The organism is Vibrio sp. T11.5, assembly GCF_027587155.1.
In the GTDB taxonomy this organism is placed as follows: Bacteria; Pseudomonadota; Gammaproteobacteria; order Enterobacterales; family Vibrionaceae; genus Vibrio; species Vibrio neptunius.
Genome location: NZ_JAPPTP010000001.1, coordinates 468711 through 482301 on the forward strand (window position 1 = coordinate 468711; position 13591 = coordinate 482301).

12 protein-coding genes are annotated in these 13591 nt (G+C 48.9%); 5 read left to right on the forward strand and 7 right to left on the reverse strand.

Features of this window, described 5'->3' with window-relative positions; genetic code table 11:
* Positions 1-251: 251 nt before the first annotated feature.
* The 6 genes from fabV to OH455_RS02220 all read right to left on the reverse strand — a co-directional run bounded on the left by fabV (position 252) and on the right by OH455_RS02220 (position 7755).
* Positions 252-1454, reverse strand: a complete 1203-nt coding sequence (gene fabV, locus OH455_RS02195) for an enoyl-ACP reductase FabV (protein ID WP_269980176.1) — start codon at positions 1452-1454, stop codon at positions 252-254.
* A 178-nt stretch (positions 1455-1632) separates the two neighbouring features.
* Complete coding sequence (locus OH455_RS02200; RefSeq protein WP_269980177.1) at positions 1633-3918, reverse strand: acyl-CoA dehydrogenase; 2286 nt, start codon at positions 3916-3918, stop codon at positions 1633-1635.
* 65 nt (positions 3919-3983) lie between these two features.
* On the reverse strand, positions 3984-4610 hold the full coding sequence (locus OH455_RS02205; RefSeq protein WP_206369033.1) for a TetR/AcrR family transcriptional regulator: 627 nt from the start codon (positions 4608-4610) through the stop codon (positions 3984-3986).
* A gap of 333 nt (positions 4611-4943) precedes the next feature.
* Positions 4944-5357, reverse strand: a complete 414-nt coding sequence (locus OH455_RS02210; protein ID WP_269980178.1) for a GtrA family protein — start codon at positions 5355-5357, stop codon at positions 4944-4946.
* Positions 5357-6757, reverse strand: coding sequence for an ArnT family glycosyltransferase (locus OH455_RS02215; RefSeq protein ID WP_269980179.1), 1401 nt, complete (start codon positions 6755-6757; stop codon positions 5357-5359). The genes OH455_RS02210 and OH455_RS02215 overlap by 1 nt, the downstream gene beginning before the upstream one ends.
* Complete coding sequence (locus tag OH455_RS02220; protein ID WP_269980180.1) at positions 6754-7755, reverse strand: glycosyltransferase family 2 protein; 1002 nt, start codon at positions 7753-7755, stop codon at positions 6754-6756. The genes OH455_RS02215 and OH455_RS02220 overlap by 4 nt, the downstream gene beginning before the upstream one ends.
* Before the next feature lie 214 nt (positions 7756-7969).
* Between OH455_RS02220 and OH455_RS02225 the strand changes: the two genes are divergently transcribed.
* The 4 genes from OH455_RS02225 (at position 7970) to OH455_RS02240 (ending at position 11269) form a co-directional block, all read left to right on the forward strand.
* Entirely contained in the window at positions 7970-8644 is a 675-nt protein-coding gene (locus OH455_RS02225) for a response regulator transcription factor (protein WP_269980181.1), read from the forward strand.
* Between the two features lies 1 nt (position 8645).
* Complete coding sequence (locus OH455_RS02230; RefSeq protein ID WP_269980182.1) at positions 8646-9905, forward strand: sensor histidine kinase; 1260 nt, start codon at positions 8646-8648, stop codon at positions 9903-9905.
* A 67-nt stretch (positions 9906-9972) separates the two neighbouring features.
* Complete coding sequence (locus OH455_RS02235; protein WP_269980183.1) at positions 9973-10866, forward strand: pyridoxal-phosphate dependent enzyme; 894 nt, start codon at positions 9973-9975, stop codon at positions 10864-10866.
* 97 nt (positions 10867-10963) lie between these two features.
* On the forward strand, positions 10964-11269 hold the full coding sequence (locus OH455_RS02240) for a DUF1496 domain-containing protein (RefSeq protein WP_045975542.1): 306 nt from the start codon (positions 10964-10966) through the stop codon (positions 11267-11269).
* Position 11270: 1 nt separating this feature from the next.
* Here OH455_RS02240 and OH455_RS02245 read toward each other — a convergent pair whose 3' ends face one another.
* The gene (locus tag OH455_RS02245; protein ID WP_206369031.1) at positions 11271-12173 is read right to left on the reverse strand and encodes an ROK family protein; all 903 of its coding nucleotides are present in this window, start codon (positions 12171-12173) and stop codon (positions 11271-11273) included.
* A 158-nt stretch (positions 12174-12331) separates the two neighbouring features.
* Here OH455_RS02245 and manA point away from each other — a divergent pair, with 158 nt between their 5' ends.
* Positions 12332-13516, forward strand: coding sequence for a mannose-6-phosphate isomerase, class I (manA, locus tag OH455_RS02250; protein ID WP_269980184.1), 1185 nt, complete (start codon positions 12332-12334; stop codon positions 13514-13516).
* The last annotated feature ends 75 nt before the right edge of the window (positions 13517-13591 follow it).

The following is a 13591-nucleotide window of genomic DNA, read 5'->3' on the forward strand; positions in this document are numbered from 1 at the left end:
TGCACCTTGCCGCTATTGCTACACAAACTTAACACCGAGTGCGTTTAAGTGAAGAAGAGCAATAATGGAGCACTTTTTTATGCTAAATAATTATATTATTTAGTACAAGTTCAAGACTAAAGAATGTTGACAAGGGTCATGCTTTTGCGAGTTTGGCGCAACCCATGATGACTACCCATAGCCACACATCGCGGCGCAAAAAAAATCCGGAGCCAAGGCTCCGGATTACGTGACTCACTGAGTGCCATCAATTAGATAGCAATAAAGTCTGCTTTGTAGTCTGGGTTAACGTCCGCGTCATAATCGACACCTTCAGCACCAAAACCAAACAGCTTCAAGAACTCTTCTTTGTACTCAACATAGTCTGTCAGTTCTTTCAGGTTCTCAGATGTAATTTGTGGCCATAGCTCACGACAGTACTGCTGGATATCATCACGCAGTTCCCAGTCGTCTAGGCGTAGGCGATTTTTGTCATCCACTTCAGGTGCAGTGCCATCTTCTTTATACAAGCGCTGGCTGAACATGCGGAAGATTTGTTCCATACACCCTTCGTGTACACCTTGTTCGCGCATTTTCTTAAATACCATCGCGATGTAAAGCGGCATAACAGGAATCGCTGAACTGGCTTGAGTCACAACAGACTTCAATACCGCAACGTTTGCTGTTCCGCCCGTTGCCGATAGCTTCTCGTTTAGCGCTGCTGCCGCACGGTCTAGGTCCATCTTAGCTTTACCTAGCGCACCATCCCAATAGATTGGCCATGTCAGCTCAGTACCGATGTAGCTGTAGGCCACTGTCTTACAGCCTTCAGCTAGAACGCCAGCTTCTGAAAGCGCGTTGATCCATAGTTCCCAATCTTCACCGCCCATTACCGTGACAGTGTCTTTGATCTCTTCTTCAGTAGCAGGCTCAACGCTAGCTTCGATAATCACATCTTTATTGGTGTCTACCGCTGTCGAAGTGTAAGTCTCACCAATTGGCTTAAGCGAAGAGCGAATCACTTCACCTGTTTCCGGCATTTTACGTACTGGAGAAGCCAGTGAGTAAACCACCATATCGATTTGACCCAAGTCTTGTTTAATTAGGTCGATGGTTTTTTGCTTCGCTTCGTTAGAGAAAGCATCGCCATTAAGGCTCTTTGCATAAAGGCCTTCTTCACGAGCAAGCTTTTCAAAGGCAACGGAGTTATAGAAACCTGCAGTGCCTGGCTTTTTCTCTGTGCCTTCTTTTTCGAAGAACACACCGATAGTTGAAGCGCCGCCACCAAATGCCGCAGCGATACGAGAAGATAGACCGTAGCCACTTGAAGCACCAACCACAAGAACACGCTTAGGCGCATTTTTAATTGGGCCTTGTGCTTTTGTGTAAGCAATTTGTTCTTTTACGTTAGCTTCACAACCCACAGGGTGCGTTGTCGTACAGATAAATCCACGAATTCTAGGTTTGATGATCATATTCAACTTCCTTTACAAAACCCCGCTAGGATAAAAGGTTCAAGGCCAGTTCGCATCTAATTTCTGTAAAAATGTCGGCAAAATGCAAGTGGTTGGAGCTGTTTCATACCAGTTTTAGATTTCGAGCAAAAAGAAAGGCACCGTGAAGGTGCCTTTACTAAATACAGATTATTCCAACTTAAGCCACGCTATCGAGCTTCGGCTTTGAGCGATCGGTACCAGTTCTTACTTCGCTGAAATCATGGCTAAAGTCATCAACTTGAATCGCTTTGTAACGCAGCGCGTCTGCAGCTAGGATTTGGTCGACTTCATCCTGCGTTAGTACATCCGCTTCCAGCGCTTGAGCCAGACGATCTTTGAGCAGGCCTTTACGAGCCACTTTACCGTCTTTCGCCGCTCGCATCAGTTTACGTTCTAAACTCTGTACGCCATACATCGCAAGGAAAGCATTTTCCATCAGGCCAACGCTGTCGTCTTCGGCTTTACCGATGTAGCAAAGGTGCGTTAAACGATCTCGATGAGCGCCCGGTGTCATTAGGCTTTCGGCCAACTTCACAGTGAGCGTGTCGCTTGGTTTAGCGAAATGATTCCCCAATGGGAAGATCAACACTTTCAGCAGGCCACCCACCGCTTTTTGCGGGTAGTTAGAAAACGCTTCTTGAAGCGCCTTGGCCGCGTTATGCAGACAGTGCTGAACCGAGTAGTGAACGAAATCAAGATCTTGCTGCTGACGTCCTTCGTCTTCGTATTTCTTCAGTGCCGCTGATCCCATGTAAAGGTAAGCCAACACATCACCTAGGCGCGCAGAGATCATTTCTTTTCGTTTCAGATCGCCACCGAGTGTTGCCATCGCGATATCTGCACTCACGGCTAACGCGCGGCTTAGACGAGTCAGATCTTTGTAGTAGTGCTGAGTTGGACCACTCATGTCTGCTTTGATAAAACGTGACCCTGTCAAAGCAGCACCGAACGCACCCAAGGTGTTTTTAGTCGCATGGCCAATATGCTTAAACAACAAGTCATCAAACTCTTTGGCACCTTGATTTTGATCTGGGTTAGCGGCGGCTTCCATCTCCTTAAGTACATAAGGGTGACAGCGAGTCGCACCTTGACCGAAGATCATCAGGTTACGGGTCAGAATGTTGGCCCCTTCCACTGTAATCGCAACAGGAATCCCTAAGTAAGGCGACGCCAAATAGTTCATTGGGCCATCTTGAATCGCACGACCCGAATGGATGTCCATTGAATCATTAAGGATAGTACGCGCCATTTCAGTCATATGATACTTGGCAATGGCTGTGACTATGCCCGGCTTCTCTTTCAGATCGAGTGATGTTGTCGTGAGCGTGCGGGTCGCTTCCAGTAAGTAAGTTAGACCACCGATCCGGCCCATGGCTTCTGCCACCCCTTCAAACTTACCAATCGACATGCCAAATTGTTTACGAACATAGGCATAAGCCCCCGTGGTGCGTGACGTTAGGTGGCCGATTGCCGTGCCTAATGCCGGTAGAGAAATACCCCGACCTGCAGACAGACATTCCACCAGCATACGCCAACCTTTACCAGCGTACTCTTGACCACCGATCAGCCATTCCATTGGGATGAACACATCTTTACCACGTGTTGGACCGTTCATAAACGCAAGACCTAGTGGGTCATGACGCTCACCAATCTCAACACCTTCATGATCAGCAGGGATAAGCGCACAAGTAATGCCTAACTCTTTCTTATCACCGATCAAACCCTCTGGGTCGTACATCTTAAAGGCAAGGCCAAGTACCGTAGCTACTGGCGCCAGCGTGATATAACGCTTGTTCCAGTTAAGGCGAATACCTAGTACTTCTTTGCCTTCGTGCTCGCCATAACAAACCACACCATCATCTGGAATGCCGCCTGCATCAGAACCCGCTTCAGGGCCCGTCAAGGCAAAACACGGAATGTCTGTACCGTTCGCCAAGCGCGGCAACCAATAATCTTTTTGCTCCTGAGTACCATAGTGAGACAGCAGTTCACCTGGGCCCAAAGAGTTAGGCACCATAACAGAAACCGCCGCACTGATACTGCGAGTCGCAATACGAGTCACAATGGTAGAGTTAGCTAGCGCCGAAAATTCTCGACCACCGTACTCTTTGGAAATGATCAATGAGAAGAAGCGCTCTTTACGCAAGTATTGCCAAACTTCAGCTGGCAAGTCGCGGTCTTGTTTGACGATTTTTTGGTCGTCTAACATGCTAAGTAGCGTCTCCAACTCGTTGTCTACGAAGGACTGCTCTTCCGCGCTCAACGTAGGGGTTGGATATTTGTGCAGCTTAGTGAAGTCTGGGCGACCTGAAAACAGCTCCCCATCCCACCAAACACTGCCAGCTTCCATTGCTTCCTTCTCAGTGCTGGAAAGTGGTGGCAGTACTTTTTTAAACATTTTGAAAGCTGGGTCACTGACCCATTTTCTGCGTAGAGAGCCCATAATCAGATCCTTTTGTTCACTGTTGGTGGTCCAATTTATATTTGTTTTATATTTCGTTTGTTCTATTACTCAGCCGCAACACCTGCGGCTAAATATGGGATAAGCTGATCGACAATAGACTTAGCGTCGACCGGCTGCCCGAATGAATTTTCTGCAATGTCCATCAGAGCTTGACTCGAGGCCATGGTGAATACACACGTACCTAACGTAAAATGAAGTCGCCAAAACAACTCTTCCTGAGTCAACTTAGGGTTGGCTTTGGTCACGGATTGGGTAAACAAAGTCAACGTCTCTTGATAACGAGTGGTAATAAACCAGCGCAAATGGCCTTGAACATCGGTGTATCCGCGGCCAATCAGCAACATAAAGCGACTGGTCCCATTTGGTCTGACATCATTCAGTGCGCGCAGCGGCCCTCTTAGCGATTCAAACACATCCGCCATTTTGTAACTTTCGTTGAGGTTGAGAGTGATCAAGGCATCTTGAACCGCTGGCATAAAGGCTTCGAGATAGCGGTTCAATACAGCACGTACCAGTGTTTTCTTATCACCAAAGTGATAGTTCACCGACGCGAGGTTAACGCCCGCTTTACTGGTAATCGTACGCAGTGAGGTGTCGTTGAAACCATGTTCTGCAAACAGAGCTTCCGCAACATCTAGGATTTTCTCTTTGGTCGTATTTCTCATCGACATTTCAATCGCTCGTATTAAACATCTGTTTGAAATATACATCCGAAACAAATAACCAACAAGTTTTTAACATCACATTTTTGAAGATTGGTCCGACCAGATTGCAAATTGTGCGAGATAAGCCTTTGAAGAAAAAATTAAAAAAATTTTGCCAACTATGGAACTGATTTGAATTCGGTGGGTCTCAATAAGTGTAGTTAGCAGAGCCTTCTTAAGTTTACAGGCCGTAACACTTGTTTTCTTGACTGACGCTACTAATTTACGCTGCTTTTTCTTCATTAACTCCTATGTTTTGTATCAGCCCAGAGCGCGATTGCTCTGGGCTTTTTTTATTCGTCACTGAGACTCTGTGCGTGGAAGAGATTGTTGACCAAACACCCAGCAATGACAGAACGCAAAGTTACTCACCATGCCAGCCAACACACCAAGGGCTAAAGCCAGCATCGCCAACATGCCGTCACTGCCACAATAATACTTCGTCAGTTTGAATACTCCGACATTAGGCACAGCGGACAACGTCGCGCATCCGACGAATTTAAGCCATTGCGAGAACTTCCTAGTGGTTTGTTGATGTGTAAAGGTAAAGACTCGGTTGCCAAACCAAGTGACTGTGGCCGCGAAGAAAAAAGACACCACACGCGCCCCCAGTATCGGCCACCCGATGCCATAGAAGAATAAAGCAAACAGAGAGGCGTCGACGGCAAAGCCAACACCTCCAACAACCGCAAAGCGCCACAATTTGCTCATCATCAATGTCGCGCACAGCGATACAAAGCTCGTTTGCTTTGTGCCACAAAATCTATCGAGCAACTGAGCTTATTTGCCTTGACCAGCGGCTCTACTTGGCTTTTCTCGCCGATCAACTGCACTTTGTTTAAACCATCCAACAGCGAACTGTCTGTGAGCTTTTTCGCCTTGCCCTGACTATAGAACTGGCCCGAAAATGGCCGATTGCCAACGTAATACGTGGTGATCTGAGGGTCGGCATTGCGAAAAATGACCTTGTCACTTTTGCGCTCCCCCACTCCCAACTGGATATAAATTACAGCGGCAATCAACAAACAGGGCAAAATACCCGCCGTTACTTTGAACCACTTCGTGTCCTCTCGCGCATCCGAGAGCACGATCGCCATTAGCATGCCGATCGCAGGTACACCCGGTAACACATACGCAGGGAGTATGTTGCCTGAAAAAGTAAACAACAACAGAGGTGACAGCATCCAGAACACAAGAAAACTGATGATGCCCTGTTTGAGTTCGATGTCTCGCCCCAGCGCTTTGCGTTTTAAGAACAGAGCAACAGGCAATACCAACGACCATGGCGCGGCCGAATAGAGCCAGAACAGCCAGATGGTACCTCTCGGTTCATCGTGTGCCGTGCCATAGAGATCTCCCTGCCAGCCGCTGACAAGAAAACGGTGAAAATGTTCACCAACAATAAAGTAATCGAGAAAACCTGGCGTGGCCGCTTCAGCCGCGACATACCATGGCAATGCGAGAGCCAACATTACAACCGTGCCGCCCAAGAGTGGAAAACGTTGCCAAAGCACAGCCAATGCCCCTCGTGCACCATGCTGCAATAACAACCATGGCACAACGGCCAAACCCATCAAAACAAGCACTAGCGGCCCTTTAGCCAGTAACCCGATCGCCAAGCCCACAAAACCGACATACCCCCACACTCTGGCCCCTTGCCAACAGAAGTAAAAGCCGATCATCGCCAGCGACAGCCCTAATGTCAGCGCCATATCCGTCATAACCGCGCCCGCCGCAACAGAAAAAATACCGCAGGTCGCTAACACCACCGCCGTGATCAAACCACTAAGCCCTTGCCGATTAGCAAAATACGCCATCAAGGCAATCACCATCACTCCAGCTAACCAGTGTGGCGCGCGCACCGCAAATTCATTGATACCAAACAATTCGATACCGCCAGCACTTAGCCAAGTAAATAGCGGCGGCTTGCCCCAAAAAGGCACCCCATAATCAAACTGTGGCGTGATCCAGTTATTGGTTTCAATCATCAGACGCGCCATTTCGCCGTAGCGCGCTTCTGTTGTATCCATCAACGGATACGCGCCTAAACTCAGCAAGCGAATCAGTAACGCAACGCCTAGCAGTGCCCATAAGTGGACTCGGTTGATACTCACGCGCGTTTCTCCAAGGCTGGCTGTTGAGTGGTAGCTGGCTTCTCATTGACGGATTGAACCAAATACAGTGGCCGCCCTTTGGATTCAATAAAAATGCGGCCGATGTATTCGCCGAGCACACCAAGACACAACAACTGGATCCCGCCTAGTGCAAGCTGAACCACCATCATTGACGGGTAGCCGGTGACCACTTCACCAAATACCAAGGTTTTAAACATAATAAAGGCCCCATAGCCGAACGCACTTGCCGCAATAAAAGCACCAAACAAGGTGGCCAAGCGCAATGGTTTGATCGAGAAAGAAGTGATGCCGTCCACTGCAAGACCAAGCAGTTTGAGGTAATTCCATTTGCTTTCACCGCAGCGGCGTGCTTCTCGTTGAAAAGGCAGTGTCGCTTGTTTAAAACCCGGCCAAACAAAGAGCCCCTTCATGTAGCGATTGCGCTCTGGCAGTTGATTAATGTGATCCACCACCTCTCTGCTCAACAGCCTAAAGTCACCGACATTTTCAGGAATGTCCGACTTGACCAATGTATTCAGCAAACGGTAAAACGCCGCGGCAGAAGTCCGCTTTAACCAGCTTTCCCCTCGCCTTTCGGTACGCTGCATGTTGACCACATCGTAGCCTTCTCGCCACTTAACCAGCATCTGAGGGATCAACTCCGGCGGATCTTGCAGATCGGCGTCAATCAGTATCATCGCCAGTCCTCGGCTATGCTCAAGACCTGCGCTCATAGCCGCCTCTTTGCCGAAGTTACGACTTAGCCCAATGCTGCGGATGGTGGTGCTTTGCGCACTAAACGATTCAACCAACGACAAACTGTGGTCGCTGCTACCATCGTCCACATAGATAATTTCACAGCTCTCAGACAGCGAGTTCAACACCTGAGTTAACCTTTGGTGTAGCTCAGGTAATACCTCCGCTTCGTTGTAGTAAGGAACAATAACCGATACTGTCACCGCTGTTAGTTTATTTGGTACCGAAGTGACTAGCCCCATAGAAAGACTCACTCTAGTTGCATACGTACCATGAGATGCTTCACTATACGTATTGTTTATTTAAACAAGGCTGAGACGATGATTTCACTCATCTTGACGCTCAGCCTTTGCGACGTTTTGCTAGGTTACCAATCGCAACGTGAAAACAATGTTGTTCACGTTTTTTCCACGTCGGTTTTGCTGTCATAGGGCGATAGAAATAGAGAGCCATTGCATGAACAAAATTTTATTGGTTGAAGACAACCGGGAAGTCGCCGGTATTCTGTTTGATTACTTCGAAAGTATCGGCATGGAGCTTGACTACGCAGACAATGGTGAGCTGGGTTTGCAACTGGCCCTCAGTGGCAATTTTGACCTAATTTTATTGGACTTGATGCTACCCAGAATGGATGGCCTGACCGTGTGCAACAGACTCCGTGAGGCGGGTAACAACACCCCAGTATTGATGCTCACCGCCCTAGACAATCGCGAGGACATGCTGAAAGGGTTTGAACACGGTGCCGATGATTACCTCACCAAACCGTTTGATTTGGACATTCTGGAAGCCCGCATGCACGCCCTAGTCAAGCGCTACCGTGGCCAAGTCGCCAACACAGTCCTGAGCTTTGGCAGCCTGAAGGTCGATCAAAAAACGCGTCAGGCCTTTCGTGAAGGCAAGTTACTCGCCCTCAACCCAACCACCTATACCATTCTTGAGGCACTGTGCCTCAAAGCACCTGAGATCCTCACTAGACAGGAGATCTCTGAAAAGCTCTGGCAAGAAAAAGAGCCGAACCATGACGTGTTGCGCAGCCACATCTATCAGCTACGTAATCAACTCGACAAACCATTCGCTCAGCCGATGTTGACCACCTTGCCCAAGATTGGCTTTCGTTTAGAGGACATCTAACTTGAACCGATTCCTCTCCAGTACCAAGACGCTAACCGGTCGATTGGCGCTGTTTTTCACCAGCCTCTCCTGCATTATTGGCGTGGTCATTTTTCTCATTTTTACCTTATCGCTCCAATGGTCGGAAGACAGAGTCGGTGAACGCAGGATCTTGATTGATAGAGACGAAGCCGTAGCGCGCTTTATTGCGGGTGAAGACGGCGAAATACAGATTGATGCCCTAACCCGAGCGTATAACGACTTATCGTTAGTCCCGGATTTTTATCGTCAGGTTACCGATGCGTATGACACTTACCTAGGCGAAGTTGGCTCCACCTTGTCCCCCAACGGCCATATGGTTTACAAGGGCTACTACACCGATCAGGGTGAAAAGAAAGTCGTGGTGCTATTGTCTCTCATTGATCAAGTTGAATTCGCCACCGATGAATTCATCTACTCCGGCGTGATCGTGATTTCTTTTGTCTCAGTTTTAATGTTCCTGTTCGGTACTTTGCTCTATCGGTTATCAACCCGGCTCATCGAGCCCGTCAACGAGATTGCCAAACAGTTGGAAAGCCACTCCGGGAGCGCCACACAAGCCTTCACCATACGTGAAGGGGCCGCCGACGAATTTCAGACCCTGACACAACAGCTCAATCAATACCGACAAGACCTCAACCTTGCTCTCAAACGCGAACAAGCCTTTGCCCGTTATGCCAGCCATGAACTGCGCACGCCACTCACGGTAGTCAAAGGGGCCAACAAACTGCTGACTCGTTCCGAACCGTGCGAATTTCAGCAAAGACAAATCAGCCGCATTGACGATGCGACGAATCAAATGACCACTATGGTCGATGCCCTGCTCTCCATCGTTCGCTACGAAAGAAATGTCGATGACGCGCCGCTAAGAGTAATCGAAAAAAATGAGCTTGAATCGATTGTCGAGGCCAATTCGGTTCAGGCGACCGAGAAAAATGTCACCATTCAGCTCATGACTTCTGGCTTGCCTAGTGTCAGGGCAACCCCTGCGGTCATGAACATGATTGTGGGTAACTTGATCCGCAATGCGATCGCTGCCACCACAGAAGGGACGATCACTATCGACGTCTCCGAGCAGGAGTTAGTAATTATTGACGATGGGCCGGGGTTGAGCGACACCCCCAATGCTGACGGACACGGACTTGGGCTGTTGATTGTCGATGATCTGAGCCAGCGCTATGGCTGGTCATTTGAACTGGAAAACCACCCTAGCCGAGGCTGCGTCGCTCGCATCCGGTTTTGATCCATATTCAGGCTTTTGCGGCGAAATCAGGTAAGATAGGCCCCCATTTTACTGGCCAACGATTCAGATGAAATTTTGCGACACACCAATCACCCAGCACCAATTTAACGGCACCACGTTTTACCTCAAACGGGACGACCAGCTCCATAGCCATTTCAGTGGCAATAAAGCTCGCAAGTTCATGACGCTGTTAGAGAGAAGCTACCCAGAGGTGACCACTTTGATTAGCTATGGCAGTGCGCAAGCCAACTCACTTTACTCATTGGCCGCTCTATGCGCCATCAAAGGCTGGACCCTTGAATATTACGTTGACCGTATTCCGCCGTGGTTAGTCGACAGACCGATTGGTAACTATCGAGGCGCGCTCGAACTGGGCGCGCGTGTCATCCCCGTAAATGAATCCAACCTTCACCCAGCACAATTCATTGATACTATTCGCCAGCCAGATGCACGCTGCCTCATCATTGAAGAAGGCGGCCGCTCCACCGACGCTAGATTGGGCATTGAGCAGCTTGGCCGTGAAATCCTATCTTGGAGTCGCTTCGAAACAGGCAAAGAATTTGTTGTGGCGCTGCCATCCGGCACGGGCACCACAGCACTGTATTTGCACCGTTTTCTCCATGTGCACGGTATCCAAGTCCTGACCTGCCCTTGCGTGGGCGGCAAAGACTACTTAATCGAGCAATTTAAGCAGCTCGGTGAACGCGATTTTCCGCACATACTCGAACTGGAAAGCAAACATCATTTTGGCAAACTTTATCGTCAAGATTATGAAATCTGGCGTAAACTTCTCGAACAAACCAATGTGGAGTTTGATCTGCTTTACGACCCTATGATGTGGCAGTGTTTACAATCTTGGTCTGAGCAACACCGAGACAAAACCATTATCTATGTGCATCAGGGAGGCGTGTTGGGCAACGAAAGTATGTTGCCTCGATATCAGCGCAAATATGGCGATTAAAGAGGCATCGCCACCCGCGAATGTTTTTCTCGCGAGTCATTTAATCTTCACTCACTATCGGTCGCCCATAATTAATGGGTTAATCTAAGGAGAGTTTATGCGCATCCATCTATTCACTTTGCTACTACTGGCATCGGCATCCACTTGTGCCAACGTGATCACCACACCCGGCAATGCCGTGATTGCCATCGATGGCAGCGAAGCCGCCAAGCGAGTCTGCTACTACCAAGATCAGGGCTACTCTCTCGGCGCCGTTATTCAGGTTGGTGACCACTATATGACGTGCACCCAAGCCAACGACTTTGAAACCAATGGTGCGTTAAAATGGGCGCCTCTCGACAGCCAAACTCAAGCTGAACCAAAAGAGAGCCAACCCAATGTCAAACGTTACTCCGTTAAGTAACTCACTGGCCGAGGGAGTGCAAAAACGCCGCCCCTCGCACGCCAGATGAATCACCATGGACACTTTTGACAATGCGCGTTTGGGCAGATTTATTAAAGGTGTAGAGGTTAAGTTTGGCGTTCACCAACGGGTAAATAGCGTCAACATTGGACATACCGCCGCCAAGGACGATCACTTCAGGATCGACAAAGTTAACGATTGACGCACACACACGTGCCAGCTGATCACAGTAGAGATCAAAGTGCTGCTGTGCGGCTGTATCGCCCTCGGCGCAAAGCGCCATGATTTGTTTGGCATCCGCAGGGCCGTGTTTTTCTGCAAACGAGCGGCTAAAACCCGTTCCTGATACAAAGGATTCTGTGCAGTTTAATGACCCGCAGTAACATTGTACTGGCGCGCCATCTTTGTCTTTATCGAAACCCGGTAAAGGGTTATGCCCCAGCTCTCCCCCCAGCTTGTTTAACCCCGTCACTAAGCCGTTGTTGATCACCACACCAGAGCCGCACCCAGTGCCAATAATGATAGCAACACACGAATGCTGGGCGTGTTTCGCCGCCCCATCTTTAAATTCAGACAGAGCGAGACAGTCTGCATCATTGGCTAAGGCAACTGGCACATCGATATAACGCGTTAAGTCACCAATAAAATCCTGACCGTTGAGAACCGTAACGTTCGCCCCTTGCATCAAACCATCATTGCCGACCGAACCACAGCACCCAATGCCAATAGACTCGATCTCACCGTGTTGCGCCACCTCTTTTATGACCGCTAATACCGAATCAAGAAACCCCTGATAGCTGTGTGTATTGGTCGGCTCACGATGTTTGACTAAGGTTGCATAGCTCTCCTTATCAAGACCAACACCTTCTATTTTTGTCCCACCAATATCTAGCCCAACAAGCATTGTTTTTCTCTCCATTCACCACTAAACGTTTCACCACATCATGACACAGTCACACTCTTATCTCTTTTATCTTGCTCATGGTATTGGCAAGTTTGTAAACTAGGTGTGTTTAGGCCTGTTTGGGCTTTTTGCTAGCTGTATTTTTTTAAGGTATAAGAATGTCTAACCCTGCTCCATTTTTCCTGCTGGAAAATGTTATTCAACCCTACCCTTGGGGTAGCCGAGATTCGATCAACACTTTGTTTGGCATTGCCAACCCTGAGCAACAGCCTCAAGCTGAAATCTGGATGGGTGCCCACCCTAACGGATGCTCAAAAATTCAAATCGCGAATGAGACGGTTTTGCTGTCTGATTTTATCAACCACAACCCAGAGCAAACCCTTGGTGCCGAGACCCAACAGCGCTTTGGTGAACTGCCCTTCCTTTTTAAAGTACTGGCCGCCGCTCAGGCGCTTTCCATTCAGGTTCACCCATCCAAAGCCCAAGCTGAAGAAGGGTTTGCCAGAGAAGACGCCGCTGGCATTGCGCGCAACGCGGCTAACCGCAACTACAAAGATCCAAACCACAAGCCCGAGCTGGTTTACGCGCTGACGCCTTACATGGCGATGAACGGTTTCCGTGACTTTGAAGAAACCATTGCCCTGTTTGATGCGTTGAATGCCCCCGCGCTAAAGCAAGATGTTGACGGTTTTCGTCATAACCTGACCTCACAAGGTTTACAGGCCTTCTTTAAAGCCATGTTAGAACTGGATGGCGATAAAAAGTCTCAGGCCCTAGACGCACTGCTTAGCTGGGCCAATAACAACCCAGATCCGTTGGCAGTGCTGGTGGTGGAGCTAAATAGCCAATACCCGAACGACGTTGGCCTGCTGGCCCCGCTGATGCTTAACGTACTTGAGCTTCAGCCCGGAGAAGCCATGTTCTTGGATGCGGGCACCCCGCACGCCTACATCAAGGGCACAGGCCTTGAGATCATGGCCAATTCGGATAACGTATTGCGCGCGGGTCTAACGCCAAAATACATGGACGTTGAAGAGTTGGTCAGCAGCTGTAAATTTGCCGCGCTGGATAAAGATAAAATCCTCACGCAACCAGTCGAAAGCGACGGTGAGTTCAACTTCCCAGTGCCTGTGGAAGATTTTAAGTTTTCTGTGCTGAAGCAGCCAAAAAACAAGCCGCTGACGCTGAACCGCGCTGAGATCTTATTTGCGGTGGATAGCGATGTTACACTGCAAGCTGGTGATGAGACACTTGTCTTGACCAAGGGGCAATCTGCTTTTGTACCACTATCGACTAAGACGCTCACCGTCAGCTCACAAGGCACAGTAGCAAGAGCGCATTAAGCCGCTGCTTGGCAGACAGACCCAACATTTGAAAGGAGCAAACCATTTGCTCCTTTTTTACACACCACATAGATA

Coding starts and splice junctions, on each gene's coding strand:
- OH455_RS02205 (WP_206369033.1), bottom strand. CDS start 4,610: ATGTCGATGAGAAATACGACCAAAGAGAAAATCCTAGATGTTGCGGAA.
- fabV (WP_269980176.1), bottom strand. CDS start 1,454: ATGATCATCAAACCTAGAATTCGTGGATTTATCTGTACGACAACGCAC.
- OH455_RS02225 (WP_269980181.1), top strand. CDS start 7,970: ATGAACAAAATTTTATTGGTTGAAGACAACCGGGAAGTCGCCGGTATT.
- OH455_RS02245 (WP_206369031.1), bottom strand. CDS start 12,173: ATGCTTGTTGGGCTAGATATTGGTGGGACAAAAATAGAAGGTGTTGGT.
- manA (WP_269980184.1), top strand. CDS start 12,332: ATGTCTAACCCTGCTCCATTTTTCCTGCTGGAAAATGTTATTCAACCC.
- OH455_RS02240 (WP_045975542.1), top strand. CDS start 10,964: ATGCGCATCCATCTATTCACTTTGCTACTACTGGCATCGGCATCCACT.
- OH455_RS02200 (WP_269980177.1), bottom strand. CDS start 3,918: ATGGGCTCTCTACGCAGAAAATGGGTCAGTGACCCAGCTTTCAAAATG.
- OH455_RS02235 (WP_269980183.1), top strand. CDS start 9,973: ATGAAATTTTGCGACACACCAATCACCCAGCACCAATTTAACGGCACC.
- OH455_RS02210 (WP_269980178.1), bottom strand. CDS start 5,357: ATGATGAGCAAATTGTGGCGCTTTGCGGTTGTTGGAGGTGTTGGCTTT.
- OH455_RS02220 (WP_269980180.1), bottom strand. CDS start 7,755: ATGGGGCTAGTCACTTCGGTACCAAATAAACTAACAGCGGTGACAGTA.